An 18,629-nucleotide genomic window follows, 5' to 3' on the forward strand; every position below is an offset into this window, starting at 1 on the left:
CGTTGGTGATGCCGCCGGGGCCATCGGCGCCGAACTGGTCGTTGCCGAGCACATCGACGGTGACGGAGCCGTCGTTGTCGGTGGTGGCGACGTCGGCGTTGGCCACTGGCGTGTCGTCATCGACGGTAATGCCGATAGTGCCCGAGGCGCTGTCACCGACGCCGTCGGTGATGGTGTAGCCGACGCTGAAGTTGATGTCGCTCTCGACACTGGGGTTGGAATGATCCAGCGGTTTGGCCAGCACCACCTTGTAGATGCCGTTGGCAACGTCGGTGAGCTGGACGGAAATGACACGTTCACCCGCGTTGTTGAAGCCGACCAGCGAACGACCATTGCCGCTCAGCGACCAGGTGACCGGGCTGCCGCCGGAGGTCAGCACGGGGAGGCCGGCGGTATTCCAGGTAAAGCTACCGCGGCCGTCGCTGCCAAAGTCGTAGCCCAGCGAGCCGATCGCCGCGAGGCGTTCACCAGCCACGTCATTGATGCCACCGGCGATGCCGCCAGGCAGGCCGTCCTCGTCGAGAACCGCTTTTGGCGGGGTGGTGTCGGGATTGCCATCGGTTTCCGGCGTGGTGGGGCCTGTACCTGTGCCGCCGCCGTCCGCGACCCCGACACTGAGATTGCCGGTAACGGTGCTGCCATCGCCATCGGTGGCGGTGTAGTCAATCGTGGCGTTTCCGGTAAAGCCAGGGTGGGGAACAAAGGTCAGGGTGCCGTCAGGGTTGATGGTGGCGGTACCAACATCCGGGCCGCCCTGGACGGTGACACTGGTGAGCTCGCCTGGGCCATCGGCGCCAAAGTTGTCGTTGTCCAGTACGTCAACCGTGATGGGTCCGCTGTTGTCGCCTGCGGCGGCATCGTCGCCCGGCACTGGCATGTCGTCATCCACGGTAACGCGGAGGATGCCCTGCGCACTGTCGCCGTCGGCGTCGGTGATGGTGTAGCCGACGCTGAAGTTGATGTCGCTCTCGACATCGGCTCGGGGGTGATCCAGCGGCTTGAACAGGTCGACCCGGTAGGTGCCGGCGGCAAGATCGCTCAGTTCAATCGAGAGGACCTGCTGTCCGCTGGCGCTGGTGCCAAGAAGAGAGCGTCCGTCTGCGCTGAGTGCCCAGCTGACCAGGCTGCCCTGGGAGGTCAGTACCGGCAGGCCGGCGGTGCTCCAGGTGAAGCCGCCAGGGCCGTCATCGCCGAAGTCATAGCGCAGCCGGCCAGTGGCGATGGTGCGTTCGCCCGGGTAGTCATTGATGCCACCGGCGATGCCGCCGGGAAGGCCATCTTCATCGACCACCGCCTTGGGCGATACGGTGGCAGAATTGCCATCCGTCTCGGGGGTGGTGGGGCCTATCCCATTGCCGCCGGAGATGACGATGTGGGCACTGGAGCTGAAGCTGTCACCGTCGCCGTCCTTGGTGGTGATGTTGAAGTCGAGTGCGCCACTGGCATCGTTGTCGGCGCTGAAACTCCAGGTGCCGTTGGGGTTGACGGTCAAGATGCCCTTGCCGGTATCGATCGGGGTGCCGAGCGGATACTCGTGGTCGTCGGCCTGGAGGTTGACGACGGTATCGGCGACGCCGTCGGCCCCGCCTTGCTGTGACCAGGTACCGGTGACGGTATCGCCGGCTTCCAGGCTCGAGGGCGCGATAACGGTGGTGGTCGGCGAGTCATCGTCAATATCCACGCCCAGGCGTGCAGTGGCGCTATCACCGTCACCATCGGTGATGGTGTAGTAGACCGAAAAGATCAGGTTGTTCTCGATGGTTGCGTCGGGATGATCGATCGGGCCGAGCAGCGAGACGCTGTAGCTGCCTGAGGCAAGATCGGTCAGCCTGACCTGAAGCAGGGTGGTGCCATCGCTGGTGGAGGCGGACAAGGTCCGGCCGCTTGTGGAAACCTGATAGGAAAGGGCCTCGCCGCCAGATGTCAGTGAAGGAAGGCCGGTGGTTTCCCAGCGAAAGGGATGGGTCGCGGCTGGGCCGTTGGCACCGAAATTATAGCCCAGGGTGCCGGTGGCCACGGTGTCCTGGCCAGCCGCATCCTGTGGGCCGCCAGGAATGCCATTGGGCAAGCCATCTTCATCCAGCAGCGCCAGGGCGGTGACCTGGGTGGTGCTGTCCTGCGCCAGCAGTGTGGCGGCAGTGGACTGATTCAATGATGAATCGGTGTTGAAGTTCATTGGGTAATTCCTTGCATGGATGCCGTTAGGGAAGGCGGGGCTTGTTAAACGTATGCAAGGAAAAAAGATGGCGACATTGTACTCATGGGCGGGTGCAAGGGATTCAGAGTAGAGGGTGGCAGAGGGGGGCTGAATGCCCGAAATGTGGGATGGTTTTTAAAGACCTTTTCGTCTTTTTTTTGCCTAAAAGGGTTTTTCCTTACATTGGATATCGGGCGGTATTTGAGACGATGTCGTGATGCGGGGTTCGCTGCCATGGCTGGGGGGTAAAAATGGTAATGAGCCGGTCCTGGTTTGTACGCGAAAAACGCCAGTTGTGCGCACGGCTGGCTGCCGCGACGCGGATAGGCGATAATGGCCGACTAGCGCCAGCGGTGCAGATTCGGCTGTGGAGCGCGGATCTGGTTGCCTCTATTGATTATCTTGTATTCAGCAGGTCGTATGTCCTTCTTTCACCATCTCGATGAACGTACCCCCCTCAAGGGTCGTCTGGCGCTCAGCGTCGAGTACGACGGTACCCACTATTGCGGTTGGCAGCGGCTCAAGCACGCCCCGTCGGTGCAGGGGGCGGTGGAGAAGGCGCTGGCCAAGGTGGCGGGTGTGCCGATCACGTTGCATTGCAGCGGACGCACCGACTCAGGCGTGCACGCGACCCGCCAGATCGCCCACTTCGACCCGCCGGTGGAGCGTTCCGAGAAGGCCTGGGTGTTCGGCGGCAACGCCAACCTCCCCCGGGATGTGGCGATCCGCTGGATTCGCGAGGTGCCCGACGAATTCCACGCCCGCTTCAAGGCGTTGGGCCGGCGCTATCGCTACGTCATCCTCAACCAGCCGAGCCGCCCGGTGCTGGAGCGTGCCAACGCCACCTGGTGCCGCGACCCGCTGGATGCCGACGCCATGCACGAGGCCGCCCAGGCGCTGGTCGGCGAGCACGATTTCTCGAGTTTTCGTGCCGCCGGCTGTCAGTCGAAGACGCCCTGGCGCCACCTGCACTTTATCGAGGTACACCGCCACGGCCCGCTGGTGGTGGTGGACCTTCAGGCCAACGCCTTCCTGCACCACATGGTGCGCAACATCGTCGGCGCGCTGGTGACGGTGGGACGGGGTGAGCAGGGCACCGACTACATCGCGCGACTGATGGCACTCAAGGATCGCAAGCAGAGCGATGTGACGGCGCCAGGCTGTGGGTTGCACTTCGTCGACACCCTGTACGACCCCGAGTGGCAACTGCCCGCCGAACCCTTGGGGCCGAATCTGCTGGCCTTCCTGGGGGAGTGGACAGGAGAGCGCCCGCTGCCGGACTGCCCCATGGTGGAGTTTCGACGCGGACGTCCGATCGCCGAGACGCGCAGGGCGGTACGTGCCGAAGAGCTCGCCGACGGGCTCGGCGACGGTTTCGCTGAAGGACCTGCCGGCGCTTCGGCGGCGCACGCCGCGGACAAGGAGTCCTGATGATCGCTTCCGCGCACCGTACCCGCGTCAAGTTCTGCGGCTTTACCCGCGAAGAGGACATCGACGCCGCCGTGGCGTTGGGCGCCGATGCCTTGGGCTTTGTGCTGTGGCCCGGCAGCAAGAGGGCGGTCAGCCTGGGGCGGCTGGCCGAACTCGCGGCGCGGGTGCCGGCCTTCGTCACCCGGGTGGGGCTGTTCGTCGATGCCGACGACGAGACCATCGAAAGGGCACTGCCGTGTCTCGACCTGCTGCAGTTTCACGGTAGCGAGAGCGCCGAGGCCTGCGAGCGCTTTGCGCGCCCTTATATAAAGGCGCTGAGAATGCGCGACGGCCTCGATCTGCACGAGGCCGAACGCACCTACGCCGGCGCCCAGGCACTGCTGCTGGACGCCTATCGCCCAGGCGTGCCCGGCGGCACCGGTGACACTTTCGACTGGTCGCGCATCCCGTCGTCGCTGGCAAAACCTGTTATCCTCGCCGGTGGCCTGTCGGCGGACAACGCCGCCGAGGCGATTGACCGGGTGAGGCCCTTCGCCCTCGACGTCTCCGGGGGCATCGAAAGCGCGCCGGGCGCCAAGGATCCAGAGCGCATGCAGGCCTTTATGCGCGCGGTGGGGCAGGGCGACGCCCGCCGCTGACGCGGCAGCAGGCCCCACGCCCGGTAGCGAGCGACCATCACCGACTTTTTATTCAGCCAGTTTATCCGCAAGGAGTCCGACGTGAGCAAGTTCAGTGAACTGACCCAATGGCCTGACGCTCGGGGGCACTATGGGGCCTACGGAGGTCGCTTTGTCTCGGAAACCTTGAGCTTTGCGCTGGACGATCTGAGCCGCACCTACGAAAGCCTCAAGGACGATCCTGACTTTCAGGCCGAATTTGACCATGACCTGGCGCACTACGTCGGTCGGCCGTCGCCGCTCTATCACGCCCGGCGCTGGTCTGCGCAGCTTGGCGGTGCCCAGATCTGGCTGAAGCGCGAGGATCTCAATCACACCGGCGCCCACAAGGTGAACAACACCATCGGCCAGGCGCTGCTGGCCAAGAAGAGTGGCAAGCCCCGGGTGATCGCCGAAACCGGCGCCGGCCAGCATGGCGTGGCGACCGCCACCGTGGCGGCGCGGCTGGGCCTGCGCTGTGACGTCTACATGGGCGAGGCCGATACCGAGCGTCAGAAGCTCAACGTCTATCGCATGCGCCTGCTGGGGGCCAACGTCATTCCGGTGACTTCCGGTACCCGCACGCTCAAGGATGCCATGAACGAGGCGCTGCGCGACTGGGTCACCAACGTCGACGATACCTTCTACATCATCGGCACCGTGGCGGGGCCGCATCCCTATCCGCAACTGGTGCGTGACTTCAACGCGGTGGTCGGCCGTGAAGCGCGGCGCCAGTCGCTCGAGCAGTTCGGCAAGCTGCCTGACGCGCTGATCGCCTGCGTCGGCGGTGGCTCCAACGCCATGGGGCTGTTCTATCCCTTCGTCGAGGACGACGGCGTCGAGATGTATGGCGTCGAAGCCGGCGGCGACGGGGTCGAGACCGGCCGTCACGCTGCGCCCCTGGCCTCCGGCGCGCCCCGCGGTGTGCTTCACGGCAACCGCACCTACCTGATGTCCGACGAGGGCGGCCAGGTCAGCGATACCCACTCGATCTCGGCGGGTCTCGACTACCCCGGTGTCGGACCCGAACACGCGCTGTGGAAGGACGTCGGCCGGGTCAACTATGTGGCGGCCAACGACGACGCCGTGCTCGAGGCCTTCCGTGAGCTGACCCACGTCGAGGGCATCATGCCGGCGCTGGAATCGGCCCACGCCCTGGCCCACGCCAAGGTGCTGGCGCCGACCCTGTCGCCGGACCAGAACATCGTGGTCAACCTGTCCGGGCGTGGCGACAAGGACATCCTCACCGTTGCCAAGATCGACGGAATCGACCTGTAGGAGCTAGAGAATTCCATGTCTCGTATCGATAAACGCTTTCGTTCTCTCGCCGATCAGGGTCGCAAGGCGCTGGTTCCCTACATCACCGGGGGCGATCCCACCCCGGAGGTGACCGTCGACTACATGCACGCACTGGTCGAGTCCGGCGCCGACATCATCGAGCTGGGGGTGCCTTTCAGTGACCCCATGGCCGACGGCCCGGTCATCCAGAAGGCCTGCGAACGTGCCTTGAAGCACGGCACCCGTCTGACCGACCTGTTGGCCATGGTGGCCGAGTTTCGGCGTCAGGACGACGACACCCCGGTGGTGCTGATGGGCTATCTCAATCCCATCGAGCGCCTGGGTATCGAGCGCTTCGCCCGCGAGGCGAGGGCGGCCGGCGTCGATGGCGTGCTGGTGGTGGACATGCCGCCGGAAGAGGCCGATGAACTGGGGCCCTTGCTGGAAGCCGAGGATTTGGCGCCAATCTTTCTTGTCGCCCCTACCACTTCCCCAGAGCGTGCCGCTACAATATGCGCCCACGCGCATGGCTATCTCTACTATGTGTCGCTCAAGGGAGTGACCGGCTCGGCGAGCCTCAACGCCGACGATGTGGCGGCCCATCTGGCGCCGCTGCGCGAACTGACCGACCTGCCCCTGTGTGTCGGTTTCGGTATCCGCGACGGCGCCTCCGCCGCGGAAGTGGCTAAGGTTGCCGATGGCGTCATCGTCGGCAGTGCCCTGGTCTCACGCATCGCCGAGCACTGTGACGCTCCCCGCGAGGCCATCGCCGAATTGAAGGCGGTGATGACAGAGATACGCCAGGCCCTGGACGCCTGAGAGGCGATCGGGGAAGAGATTCGACCCTGTCGTCGGCCACCGCCGGCGACCGTAGCAACGGAAGACTTCTGACATGAGCTGGCTAGACAAGATTGTGCCCTCGGTGGGCCGCATTCAGCGCAAGGACCGCCGGGCGAGCGTTCCGGACGGTCTCTGGCGTAAGTGCCCCAAGTGCGAGTCGGTGCTTTACCTGCCCGAACTCGAAAAGCACCACAACGTGTGTCCCAAGTGTGATCACCATCTGCGCCTGACCGCGCGCAAGCGCCTTGACTGGTTCCTCGACAAGGAAGGTCGCGAAGAGATCGCCGCCGACCTCGAGCCGGTGGATCGTCTCAAGTTCCGTGACTCCAAGAAGTACAAGGACCGCCTGGCCGCGGCCCAGAAGGACACCGGCGAGAACGACGCCCTGATCGCCATGCGCGGTTCGCTGGATGGCCTGCCGGTGGTCGCGGTGGCCTTCGAGTTCACCTTCATGGGTGGCTCCATGGGGGCCGTGGTCGGCGAGAAGTTCGTACGTGCCGCCACTATCGCTCTCGAAGAGGGCCAGCCGCTGGTGTGCTTCTCGGCATCCGGCGGTGCGCGCATGCAGGAAGCGCTGTTCTCGCTGATGCAGATGGCCAAGACCTCCGCCGCGCTTGAACGCCTCAAGCAGGCCGGCGTGCCCTATATCTCGGTGTTGACCGATCCGGTGTTCGGTGGCGTGTCGGCGTCACTGGCCATGCTCGGCGATCTCAACGTGGCCGAGCCCAACGCCCTGATCGGCTTTGCCGGTCCTCGGGTCATCGAACAGACGGTGCGCGAGAAGCTGCCTGAAGGCTTCCAGCGCAGCGAGTTCCTGCTCGAACACGGCACCGTCGACATGATCGTCCATCGCCACGAGATGCGTTCGCGGCTGGGTGGGGTGCTGCGCAAGCTGACCCATCAACCTGCGGTAGGTATCGCCGACGACAGCGAGCCCGACCTGGTGGACGCCGCCGAAGCCGCCGAGCGTGACCTGGCGGTGGCCATGGCAGACAGTGAAGGCGCCCAGGCCGAGCACGCGCCGGAGACGGCCGAGCAGCAGACGCACAGCGATGAAGCCGATGCTGCCCAAGGCGAGGAGCCGAAGGACGGCGAACGCACCCAGGACACACCGCGCTAGCCCATGGACAACGACGGTCTGCCCACCACACTGGATAGCTGGCTCGCCCGACTCGAGGCCGCCCACCCCGTCGGCATCGATCTGGGCCTCGAGCGGGTCGCCTGTGTGGCACAGCGTCTCGGTCTGACCGAGCGGCCGATTGCACGCCGGGTGATCACCGTCGCCGGCACCAACGGCAAGGGGTCCACGGTGGCCATGCTCGAGGCGCTGGGACGGGCCCATGGGCTGTCCACGGCGGCCTACACCTCGCCCCATCTGGTGCGTTACAACGAGCGCCTTCGGCTGGACGCCAGCGAGGCCAGCGACGAGGTGCTGATCGAAGGCTTTGTTGCGGTGGAGCAGGCCAGGCTCGCGCCATCCCCGGTCAGCCTGACCTACTTCGAGGTCGGTACCCTGGCCGCGCTGTGGACCATCGCCAGGCGCCAGCCCGACCTGGCGGTGCTGGAGGTCGGCCTCGGTGGTCGCCTGGATGCGGTCAATGTGGTGGATCCGGATGTCGCCGTGGTGACCACCGTGGCTCAGGACCACGCCGCCTTCCTGGGCAACGATATTGCCATCATCGGCCGCGAGAAGGCCGGGATCATGCGTACCGGGCGTCCGGCGGTGCTGGGCAGTCGTGACCTGCCCTCGAGCGTTGCCGACCATGCCCGTTCGCTGGGTGCGCCGATCTTTGCGCTCGGCGAGGCCTTCGCCCATTCGGGCCGCCATGCAGGCCCTCAAGCAGCACCTTGTGCAGGACCTGATGGCGAACAGGGCGGCTGGTCGTGGCGCGGCAGCGACGCACAAGGCCAGCCGGTCGGCCTGGAACGACTAAGCGATCCCGGCCTGCCGCTGGACAACGCCGCTTCTGCGCTGCAGGCACTGTGGCTGGCCCTTGGTGAACTCGATCCAGACGCCTGTCGCCAGGCACTGGCCGAGGTGCGTCTTCCCGGGCGGATGCAGTGGCGCGGTAACTGGTGCCTTGACGTGGGCCACAACCCTCACGCCGCCAACTATCTGGCCGGGCGACTGGCCGAACGGCGTGAAGTGCAACGGGACGTCCAGGGGCGGACCCTGTGTCTGATCGGCATGCTCGAGGACAAGGACGCCGAGGGGGTCATCGCCGCGCTGTCGCCGGTGGTGGACGCCTGGCTGCCGGTGACGCTCGAGGGCGATCGCGGACGTAGCGCAGCCGACCTCGCGGCACGTATCGAACATCAAGGTGGCACCATCCTTCACCACGCCGATAGCGTCGATGACGGCGCCGACTGGCTCGAATCGTGCGTCGAGCCGGCAGATCGTGTACTGGTGACGGGATCCTTCTTCACCGTGGCTGCCATACTGGCGAGATGGAGCCGCCAGTCCAGTGGCGGTGGCGTCATCGAGGGAGCGACATGAAATACGGAATGCGTGAGCGGATCAGCGGGATCATTATCGTGGTGGCGCTGGGCGTCATCTTCGTGCCGATGTTGTTTGATGAGCCCGAATCCCCCGAGCAGCGGCCGGACCCGGTGCTGACCATCGACCCGCCGGTGGATGTGGAGCGCCGCGACGTGCCTGAGCCCACCCCGCCGGAAGGGCTTGGGCAGATTCAGGCACCGGTTGCCCCTGGCGAGGGCAACGCTTCGCAGGCCGACGAGGGCCAGAGCGAACCCTCCGAGTCCAGCCAGCCACAGCAGGTGGATCCTGAACCGGCGCAGCAGGTGGCCGAACAGGCGTCCTCCGAGCGCCAGGCCGAGCCCGAACCGGCACCCGAGGCCAGCCAGCCGCGGGAAGATCCTATCGCCGCCCTGGCGCGCCAGGCCGAACAGCGTACGACGAGCGGCCCCACCGCGGTGGAAGGCGGTGAGTGGGCGGTGCAGGTGGGCAGCTTCGGCGAGGCTGGCAACGCCCAGCGCCTGATGCAGAAGCTGCGTGACCAGGGTTACCCCGCCTACTCACGTGAGCGCAACAACTCGCTGACCACGGTCTACGTGGGTCCCTTCGGGGCGTCTGAGGACGCCGAGGGCGTGATGAGCGAGCTCAAGTCCCGGGAAAATCTGCAGGGGCTTCTGGTCAAGGTGGATAGCTGATGCTGGTGACATGGGTGGACTGGGTCTTCGTCGCCGTGCTGGCGCTGGCCGTGGCGGCGGGGTTCGTCCGTGGCCTGGTGCGTGAGGCGCTGGGCCTGGCCAGCTGGATCGTGGCGCTTTTGGCGGCACGCATGTTCGCCGAGCCGGTGGCCGAGGTGTTGGGCAACTGGATCGACAGTCCGGACGGCCGGCTTATCGTGGCCTTTATCCTGATCATCGTGATCACGATCCTGCTCGGCGGCATCCTGATACGGATGATCCAGGCGGCGGTGGAGTGGGCCGGCGCCGGCTTTCTCAACCGCCTGACCGGCGCCTTGTTCGGTGGGGTGAAGGCGGCAGCGGTGCTGACCCTGGTCACGCTGCTGATCGGCTTTACCCCGCTGGATCAATTGACGGCCTGGCAGGATGCCAGCGTGCGCCCCCACTTCGAGCAACTGCGCGACTGGGGCCTTGGCCAACTGAGTGATTTCGAGGGCAGCCTGCCGGACTTTCCCGAGTCCCTGCGCGAGCTGCCCCAGGCAGAACCATCGCCGCCGACCGGTGGCGAGGCAGAGGGATCTGCCATCGACGATGCGAAGCAAGGTGCCACAAGCACGCTCTGACTTCGCCAGTGACAGACGACTCTTGCGCTGGCCCCCGGGCGGCGTTTCACGGTAAATGAGGTAAGTTGAATGTGCGGTATCGTCGGCCTGATGGCCAAGCAGGCGGTTAACCAGGCAATCTACGACGCCCTGACGGTGCTGCAGCACCGGGGTCAGGACGCGGCGGGCATGATGACCTGGAACGAGGGCCGTTTCCTGCTGCGCAAGAGCAACGGTCTGGTACGTGACGTCTTCCACACACGCCACATGGCGCGCCTGAAGGGCAACCTGGGCATCGGCCACGTGCGCTATCCCACCGCCGGCTCGTCCAGCGAGGCCGAGTCGCAGCCGTTCTACGTGAACTCCCCGTACGGTCTGGCGCTGGCGCACAACGGCAACCTGACCAACTCCGAGCAGCTCAAGAAGGAACTGTTCTCCTCGGATCTGCGCCACATCAACACCAGCTCAGACTCCGAGGTGCTGCTCAACGTCTTCGCCCATGAGCTGGGTAAGCAGGGGCCCCATCTGCTGCCGGGCGACATCTTCGACGCCGTGCGTCGGGTGCACCGTCGTTGCCGCGGTGGCTACGCTGCGGTGGCGGTGATCAACGGTGTAGGCCTGGTCGCCTTCCGTGATCCTCAGGGCATCCGTCCGGTGGTCTTCGGCACCCGCGATCAGGGCGAGGGGCAGGAAGTGATGATCGCCTCCGAGTCGGTGGCGCTGGACGTCGGTGGTTTCGAGCTGGTGCGCGACCTGGCGCCGGGCGAGGCCATCTTCGTCGACATGGATGGCAACTACCACACTCAGTCCTGTGCCGATCGTCCGCTGCTTGCCCCCTGCATCTTCGAGCACGTCTACCTGGCGCGCCCCGATTCGCTGCTGGACGGTGCCTACGTCTACGGCACCCGCCTGCAGATGGGCCGCAAGCTCGCCGATCGCATCAAGAGCGAATGGCCGGATCACGATATCGATGTGGTCATCCCGATTCCCGACACCTCGCGCACCTCGGCACTCGAGATGGCCCAGCACCTGGGGGTCACCTATCGCGAAGGCTTCATGAAGAACCGCTACATCGGGCGGACCTTCATCATGCCCGGGCAGACCCAGCGCAAGAAGTCCGTGCGCCAGAAGCTCAACGCCATCGATATCGAGTTCAAGGGCAAGAACGTGCTTCTGGTGGACGACTCCATCGTGCGCGGCACCACCTGCAAGCAGATCATCCAGATGGCCCGCGACGCCGGCGCCAACAAGGTATACTTTGCCTCTGCCGCGCCTCCCGTGCGTTATCCCAACGTCTACGGCATCGACATGCCCGCCGCCAGCGAGCTGATCGCTCACGGCCGCAGCGAGGCCGAGGTGGGTGAGCTGATCGGCGCTGATCGTATCGTCTACCAGGACCTTGAGGACCTGAAGGCGGCCTGTCGTGAGGTCAATCCGGCGCTGGCCGAGTTCGACTGTTCGGTGTTTGATGGCAAGTACATCACCGGCGACATCGACGAGGCCTACCTGTCCGATCTAGAGGCTTCGCGCAACGATGGCGCCAAGCAGGATCAGAGCGCTGGCGATCACGCCCTGGTCGGCATGCACAATCAGGACGATATCGACTGATACCCAACAGCTAACCGCAGGGCGTCGTCGGTCGGCAGGGGGAGTGCCCGAAGGCGCTCTCTCTACCCGTCCGAGTCGACGGCACCCTGGCGAGTGATGGAGACGGATATGCTGGACCCGACGCAGGACGAATGGAACCTCGAGACCCTGGCCATCCGGGCGGGGCACGATCGCACCCAGGAGCAGGAACACTCCGAGCCGATCTTTCCGACCTCGAGCTTTGTCTACGGCAGCGCAGCCGAAGCGGCGCGCAAGTTTTCCGGTGACGAGCCGGGCAACGTCTACTCGCGCTTCACCAACCCCACGGTACGCACCTTCGAACGTCGCCTGGCGGCGATGGAAGGGGGCGAGCGCTGTGTAGCCACCAGTTCCGGCATGGCCGCCATCCTGTCCACCGCGCTGGCACTGCTTCAGGCCGGTGACGAGATCGTCGCCTCGCGCTCGTTATTCGGCTCCACCGTCAGCCTGTTCGACAAGTATCTCGGCAAGTTCGGTATCACCACACGCTATGTGGAGCTTTCCGATCTGGACGCCTGGGAAGTGGCGATGACCCCGGCGACTCGGCTGCTGTTCGCCGAGACGCCTTCCAACCCGCTGTCCGAGGTTGTCGATATCGCGGCGCTGGCCGAACTGGCCCATCGCCACGATGCCTTGCTCGCCATCGACAACTGCTTCTTGACGCCGGCGCTGCAGCGGCCGCTGTCACTGGGCGCCGATCTGGTGATCCATTCGGCCACCAAGTACCTGGATGGCCAGGGGCGCGCCATCGGCGGGGCCGTGGTCGGGCGTGACAAGGAGCTCGAGGAAGTCTTCGGAGTGGTGCGGACCTGCGGCCCATGCCTCAGTCCCTTCAATGCCTGGATCTTCACCAAGGGACTGGAGACGCTGAACCTGCGGATGAAGGCTCACGCCGCCTCGGCGCTGGAACTGGCGCGCTGGCTTGACGCTCACCCGGCGGTAGAGAAGGTTCACTACAGCGGACTCGAGAGTCATCCCCAGCACCAGGTGGCGAGCCGCCAGCAGCAGGGTTTCGGCGCCGTGGTCGGGGTCGAGGTCAAGGGCGGGCGCGAGCAGGCCTGGTCAGTGGTCGATGCCACCCGCATGCTGTCGATCACCGGCAACCTGGGGGATGCCAAGACCACCATTACCCACCCGGCGACCACTACCCACGGGCGTCTGTCGGACGAACAGAAGGCAACCGCCGGCATTTCCGAGAATCTGCTGCGCATCGCTGTGGGGCTCGAGAATCTCGACGACATCAAGGCTGACCTGGCCAGGGGGCTCGACGCCCTGGTCTAGAGGTTCGCCCGAGGCTGCCATGCTGGAGCCTCCCAATAGTGATGTGTCAAAGCGCTGCTTTACCACGACCGCCGCACGAGTCCGCTCGTCGGCGGTCGTTGCGTTACGGGGGAAGGGCAGCAGCCAGGCGCGCCATATCGCGGTTTTATCGTATCTATCGTTCGAAATTTTTCCACGGTTTGCCGTCTAAAGATGCGTTAAGCTCGATTTCATCGATTAATCAAAGGACGTTGGCATGTGGCGAAATTCACGCCAGGGGTGGGGCCTGTTCGCCATCCTGCTGCACTGGACAAGTGCGCTGGCGATTCTCGGTCTGTTTGCCCTGGGCTGGTGGATGACCGGTCTCGACTACTACAGCAACTGGTACAACCTGGCCCCCTGGTGGCATCGTGGCGTCGGCATGTTGCTGCTGTTCATTGTGGCTGGCCGTATCCTGTGGCGGCTGGTGCAGCCATCCCCCGAGGCCCACGGTTCAGCGCTTGAGCGTCGCGGAGCGGCGCTCGGTCATCTGGCGCTCTATCTGCTGATGACCACGGTGCTGATCAGCGGGTATCTCATCTCCACCGCCGACGGCAAGGGCATCGCCGTGCTCGACCTGTTTACCGTGCCCGCGCTGATCAGTGACCTGCCGGAGCAGGCCTCCCGCGCCGGCGTGGTGCACTGGTACAGTGCGCTGGCGCTGATCATCCTGTCGGCGGGCCACGCCCTGGCGGCCTTCAAGCATCACTACCTGGACCGTCAGGACACCCTGGTTCGCATGGTCGACCCGCGCCTGGCGCGTCGGGCCAAGCCTGACAAGACCACCGGGGAGCAGGCCTGAAGACGCCAACGTGACCTTGCGACCGCCGGCAAGTGTTGTCCGGACGTCAAGAATCGACCGGCCCGGGGCCGATGAATGACCCAAGGTCGGTATAGAGAAAGAGTGCTGACGCAATCACCGCGTAACCATCAAGGAGAGTGACATGTTCAAGAAGACCGCCATCGCCGCCCTGACCGCCGCCTCGCTGCTGACGCTGGCCCAGGCCCAGGCCGCCGACTACGCCATCGATTCTGAAGGCCAGCACGCCTTTATCCAGTTCAAGATCAGCCACCTCGGCTATTCCTATATTCTGGGTAGCTTCGAGTCCTTCGACGGTACCTTCAGCTACGACCCGGAAAACGTCGAGGCGGCGTCCGCCGAGGTCGAGGTTGATGTCACCAGTCTGAATACCAACCACGCCGAGCGCGACAAGCACATCCTGAGCGGTGACTTCCTCGACGCCGGTGAGTACCCGACCGCCACCTTTACCTCCACCGGCTTTGAATCTACCGGCGATGGCGAAGGTGTTCTGAGCGGTGACCTGACCCTGCATGGTGTGACCAACAGCATCGAGATGCCGGTGACCCTGCTGGGCGAGGGTGACGACCCCTGGGGCGGCTATCGCGCAGGCTTCGAAGGTTCCGCCGAGCTGGCGCTGTCCGACTACGACATCGACATGAGCAAGTTCCCCGAGCCGATGCACAACCTTGAGCTGTACGTGACCTTCGAAGGCATTCGTCAGTAACACGCCCTGCTCAACATGACGAAAGCCCCGGGACAGGTGCCCGGGGCTTTTGCCGTTGAAGGAGGCTGAGCGAGGGTTCGTTATGGCTTACCATAAGCGGCCTATCTACCATCCGGAGACACCGTGCACCTAAGTTCCGACTCTACCTCCCTGGGGCGCACCCTGTGGCAAAAGACCTGGCCGATGGCGATCGGAGTGTTGTCGCTGCTCGGCTTTCAGCTGGTCGACTCTGCCTTCGTCGCGCGCCTGGGCACCGCTCCCCTGGCGGCCCAGTCCTACACCTTTCCGCTGTCGTTTCTGATCATCGGCGTACAGGTGGGCATGGGGATCGCCATTGCCGCCTTGATTTCCCGGGCGCTGGGTGGGGGCGAAGACGACCGCGCCCAACGTCTGGGCAGCCTGTCGCTGATGATGGGGACAGTCGCCATCGGCCTGCTGGCGCTGGTGTTATGGGCCCTGCAGAGTCCCATCTTCGGGGCCCTTGGGGCCGACGCTCACGCGCGGGAGTTGATTCGCGCCTACTGGGCACCCCAGCTGGTCGCCGCCTGGCTGGGGGCGGTGGTGTACTTCGGCTACAGCCTGTTTCGTGCCCACGGCAACACCAGCTTTCCCGGCAGCATGATGGTGCTGACCAGCCTGGTGAACCTGTGTCTCGATCCGATTCTGATCTTTGGTATCGGCAACTGGGACGGGCTGGGCCTGCCCGGGGCCGCCTGGGCCACGGTGCTTGCCTTTGGCAGTGGCCTTGCCTTGCTCGGCTGGCAGTTGAAGGGGCGCCACTGGCTCGCGTTCGAAGGCCTCCGGGAGGAATGGCGGCTATCGGGGCGGTCCTTTGCGGGGGTCGCCTGTCCCGCCATGGTCAGCCAATTGATGCCGCCGCTGGCGGCGATGCTGGCGATTTCCACGGTGTCACGCCTGGGCGAATCCGCCGTGGCGGCCTGGGGACTTGCCAGCCGTCTGGAGACGGTGTCGCTGATGGTGGTGCTGGCGCTGACCATGTCGCTGCCACCCTGGCTCGGCCGCTGCTACGGCGCCGGCGACTGGGCCCAGGTGCACCGCCTGATGCGCCTTGCCCTCAAGGTGGTGGTGGTGTGGCAGTTGATGCTGGGTGTGTCGCTGGCACTGGCTTCGCCTTGGGTCGCCCGTGCCCTGGCCGGCACGCCGGAGGTCAGCGAATCGCTGATGGTGCTGATGCGCTTCATGTTGCCGAGCTATGCCGCGCTCGGGGTGTGCATGCTGGTGGTGTCGGCCGGCAATGCCCTCGGCTGGCCGATGCGCGCCATGCTGCTGTCTGCCGCGCGGTTGTTCGTGTTCTACCTGCCGTGCCTGTGGCTCGGTGTAACGCTGATGGGCGGTGTTACCGGCCTTGGGCTTGGAGCGGGGGTGGGCAACCTGCTGGCGGGAATTGGCGCCTACCTGTTGCTGCGGCGGACCCTGTCGCGTCCGAAGCGTAGTGGCAAGGGTGAAATGCAGGGTAGTTGAATCAACTGTTTTAAGGAACTTGAGAGAAAGTAAAGTCTGCGACTCGTAATAACTTCGATATCACCGTTCGCGTAAGGTGGCTAAAAAAGAATAAAACACTTCGGACTCGACCCTATACTCCTCTCATTGCAGGCCGTGGCCATTGGCCACGGCCTATCTCATGCTCAACGCCCGGGATCGGGACGGGCCATCGACAACGAGAACAGAGGAGTGGCGACATGAAGGTACTGGTACTGGGAGCGGGTGTCGTAGGGGTTACCACCGCCTATTATCTGGCCCGTCAGGGACACGAGGTAAAGGTGGTCGATCGTCAGCCCTCCGTGGCGATGGAGACCAGCTACGGCAACGCTGGCCAGGTATCCTTCGGCTTCTCCTCCCCCTGGGCTGCCCCGGGCATCCCCCAGAAGGCGGTCAAGTGGATGTTCCAGGAGCATGCTCCACTCAAGATCCAGCCCAAGATGGACTCGAACATGGGTCGCTTCATGATGCAGATGCTCAGCAACTGCAATCCTGACAGCTACGCCCTCAACAAGGAGCGCATGGTCCGCGTCGCTGAGCACAGCCGCGCCTGCATCAATGCGCTGCGTGACGAGACCGGGCTGCGCTACGAAGATCGCCAGCGTGGCCTGCTGCAGCTGTTCCGTACCGAAAAGCAGGTCGAAGCGGTGGGCAAGGACATGAAGGTCCTCGAGCAGTGCGGCGTGCGTCATGAACTGCTGGACGCCAGCCGCATCGCCCAGGTGGAGCCGGCGCTTGCCCGTGTGCCCGGCAAGTTTGTCGGTGGCCTGCATCTGCCCGACGATCAGACCGGTGACTGCCACCTGTTCACCAATCGCCTGGCCGACTACTGCCGCGAGAAGCTCGGTGTCGAGTTCATGTTCAACACCACCATCGAGCGGCTGACGCGGGTCTCCGGCAAGGTAGAGGCGGTGCACACCAGTGCCGGCACCCTGACCGCCGATGCCTACGTGATGGCGCTGGGCAGCTACTCGCCGTTCCTCGCCCGTGACCTGGACATCCGCCTGCCGATCTACCCGGTCAAGGGCTACAGCCTGACCCTGCCGGTGGTCGATGACGGCGGCGCGCCCCAGTCCACCGTCATGGACGAAACCTTCAAGGTGGCGATTTCGCGCTTCGACGACCGTATCCGTGTCGGCGGCACTGCGGAGCTGGCCTCCTACGACCTCAGCCTGGCCGAGAAGCGTCGTGCCACCATTTCCATGGTCGTGCGCGATGTGTTCCCGGAAGGCGGCGATCTGGCCAAGGCCGAGTTCTGGACCGGCCTGCGCCCGATGACCCCGGACTCCACTCCGATCATCGGCGCTACCAAGTACGACAACCTGTGGCTCAACACCGGCCACGGCACCCTGGGCTGGACCATGAGCTGTGGCAGTGCTCAGCTGCTGTCCGACCTGATCGACGGTCGTACGCCCGCCATCAACCCCGATGGTCTGGCCGTATCCCGCTACGCCGCCTGAAGCCTGAAGCAGTAGAGGCAAGACAAGGCACAACGTCAAGGGCACAACGCCAAGGCATAACGCCAAGGCATAACGCCAAGGCATAACGCCAAGGCATAACGCCAAGGCATAACGCCAAGGCATAACGCCAAGGCATAACGCCAAGACATAACGCCAAGACCCGCGCCTACCGATAGATAGCCAGAGCAGGGTGGTGCAGTAGCACCGCTAGCGACTCAGCCAACACAACGACACCCCGACGGGCCTTGCCCGCCGGGGTGTCGTCGTTTGTGGTATTCGACCACGGCGCGTCGTCAAATCGTGGCCAAACCAGGAAAAGGGTGGGGCGCACTCAGCGACGTCGAGGCAAAGCTCGAATCCCCGGATATGTCGGTATATGCTGAAAGGCAACAACTAAACTTAGCCAGAATGACAGACAGTCCAGCTCCATCCGGGCGTGGAAGCCAGGACGCCTTATTCAAGCCTGGTGGGTAGTGCTGATTTCATAGAAGGGTGTGGCATCAATCGCCAGGGAAGGGGCGTGTCTGTGTGACATTCTCCCGCGGTAGCCTGCCTGAAGGGTAATCGGCAACCGGAGTATCCACGCCGGGCCTGTGTCGATGCTATAGCAGATCCAATGGGCTGGATGTGCCAGCAAACCGAGTCGTGCAGGTGATGCCGACGACATAGAACTCCCGGGCGCGCAAGCTAGCTGCATAAAAGGACCGCAGTGACCTCGGCACGCGTCAGTACGGTGGGAAGCCTACGATGTTGGTGCGCGTGCTAGAAATCGAGCGGTCCCAACTCGACACCAAGAAACTTGTGGTACAAGAAGGCGAGAGCATTCAACGCAATCTTCTGCGTATTGACCGAGACACCGCTGTCGTTGGCGAGCGATGTCTGGAAGACGCGCACCTCGGGTGCACCCATCTCAGCAGGATGTCGGCGATGGTGATACAAGATGAACCGCTTTATCCAGTGCAGATACGTCTTTTCTGTTCGAATACTGTAGCCACGCAAACGTAGATCTCGGCGGATGGACTCCAGGAACGGGCTCTTGCTCATGTGTAGCCTCCCGAATACGG

16 protein-coding genes are annotated in these 18,629 nt (G+C 64.4%); 14 read left to right on the forward strand and 2 right to left on the reverse strand.

Features of this window, described 5'->3' with window-relative positions; all coding sequences use genetic code 11:
• The coding region (locus C6W88_RS14855) for an Ig-like domain-containing protein (RefSeq protein WP_197037128.1) at positions 1-2,176 on the reverse strand (2,176 nt) is incomplete at its 3' end.
• A 441-nt stretch (positions 2,177-2,617) separates the two neighbouring features.
• On the opposite strand from C6W88_RS14855, the gene truA reads away from it, so the two are divergent.
• From truA to C6W88_RS14925, 14 genes are all read left to right on the forward strand, one after another.
• Entirely contained in the window at positions 2,618-3,628 is a 1,011-nt protein-coding gene (truA, locus tag C6W88_RS14860; protein ID WP_108133026.1) for a tRNA pseudouridine(38-40) synthase TruA, read from the forward strand.
• Positions 3,628-4,266, forward strand: coding sequence for a phosphoribosylanthranilate isomerase (locus C6W88_RS14865; RefSeq protein WP_108133027.1), 639 nt, complete (start codon positions 3,628-3,630; stop codon positions 4,264-4,266). The genes truA and C6W88_RS14865 overlap by 1 nt, the downstream gene beginning before the upstream one ends.
• A gap of 81 nt (positions 4,267-4,347) precedes the next feature.
• Positions 4,348-5,562, forward strand: coding sequence for a tryptophan synthase subunit beta (gene trpB, locus C6W88_RS14870; protein ID WP_181248630.1), 1,215 nt, complete (start codon positions 4,348-4,350; stop codon positions 5,560-5,562).
• Positions 5,563-5,577: 15 nt separating this feature from the next.
• Entirely contained in the window at positions 5,578-6,381 is an 804-nt protein-coding gene (gene trpA / locus C6W88_RS14875) for a tryptophan synthase subunit alpha (protein ID WP_108133029.1), read from the forward strand.
• Between the two features lie 73 nt (positions 6,382-6,454).
• Entirely contained in the window at positions 6,455-7,522 is a 1,068-nt protein-coding gene (gene accD / locus C6W88_RS14880) for an acetyl-CoA carboxylase, carboxyltransferase subunit beta (RefSeq protein WP_108133030.1), read from the forward strand.
• Between the two features lie 3 nt (positions 7,523-7,525).
• Complete coding sequence (gene folC, locus C6W88_RS14885) at positions 7,526-8,899, forward strand: bifunctional tetrahydrofolate synthase/dihydrofolate synthase (RefSeq protein WP_108133031.1); 1,374 nt, start codon at positions 7,526-7,528, stop codon at positions 8,897-8,899.
• The gene (locus C6W88_RS14890; RefSeq protein WP_108133032.1) at positions 8,896-9,573 is read left to right on the forward strand and encodes an SPOR domain-containing protein; all 678 of its coding nucleotides are present in this window, start codon (positions 8,896-8,898) and stop codon (positions 9,571-9,573) included. Before folC ends, C6W88_RS14890 begins: the two co-directional genes overlap by 4 nt.
• A complete protein-coding gene (locus C6W88_RS14895) occupies positions 9,573-10,175 on the forward strand; it encodes a CvpA family protein (protein ID WP_071211105.1) in 603 nt (200 codons plus the stop codon). Before C6W88_RS14890 ends, C6W88_RS14895 begins: the two co-directional genes overlap by 1 nt.
• Positions 10,176-10,244: 69 nt before the next feature.
• Positions 10,245-11,762 carry an amidophosphoribosyltransferase gene (gene purF / locus C6W88_RS14900; protein WP_045992459.1) on the forward strand — a complete coding sequence of 506 codons (1,518 nt, stop codon included), beginning with the start codon at positions 10,245-10,247 and terminating at the stop codon, positions 11,760-11,762.
• Positions 11,763-11,870: 108 nt separating this feature from the next.
• Positions 11,871-13,061 (forward strand): O-succinylhomoserine sulfhydrylase, encoded by a 1,191-nt coding sequence (locus C6W88_RS14905; protein WP_231498663.1) that lies wholly within the window; start codon positions 11,871-11,873, stop codon positions 13,059-13,061.
• Positions 13,062-13,296: 235 nt separating this feature from the next.
• Positions 13,297-13,881 (forward strand): cytochrome b, encoded by a 585-nt coding sequence (locus C6W88_RS14910; RefSeq protein WP_108133034.1) that lies wholly within the window; start codon positions 13,297-13,299, stop codon positions 13,879-13,881.
• Between the two features lie 142 nt (positions 13,882-14,023).
• Positions 14,024-14,605 (forward strand): YceI family protein, encoded by a 582-nt coding sequence (locus tag C6W88_RS14915; protein ID WP_108133035.1) that lies wholly within the window; start codon positions 14,024-14,026, stop codon positions 14,603-14,605.
• 183 nt (positions 14,606-14,788) lie between these two features.
• Complete coding sequence (locus C6W88_RS14920) at positions 14,789-16,087, forward strand: MATE family efflux transporter (RefSeq protein ID WP_108133036.1); 1,299 nt, start codon at positions 14,789-14,791, stop codon at positions 16,085-16,087.
• A gap of 218 nt (positions 16,088-16,305) precedes the next feature.
• Positions 16,306-17,565, forward strand: a complete 1,260-nt coding sequence (locus tag C6W88_RS14925) for a D-amino acid dehydrogenase (RefSeq protein WP_045992464.1) — start codon at positions 16,306-16,308, stop codon at positions 17,563-17,565.
• A gap of 762 nt (positions 17,566-18,327) precedes the next feature.
• Here C6W88_RS14925 and C6W88_RS14930 read toward each other — a convergent pair.
• Positions 18,328-18,609, reverse strand: a complete 282-nt coding sequence (locus C6W88_RS14930; protein ID WP_269320708.1) for a phage integrase N-terminal SAM-like domain-containing protein — start codon at positions 18,607-18,609, stop codon at positions 18,328-18,330.
• Positions 18,610-18,629: the final 20 nt, after the last annotated feature.

The sequence above is a fragment of the Halomonas litopenaei genome (genome assembly GCF_003045775.1).
Lineage (GTDB): Bacteria > Pseudomonadota > Gammaproteobacteria > Pseudomonadales > Halomonadaceae > Halomonas > Halomonas litopenaei.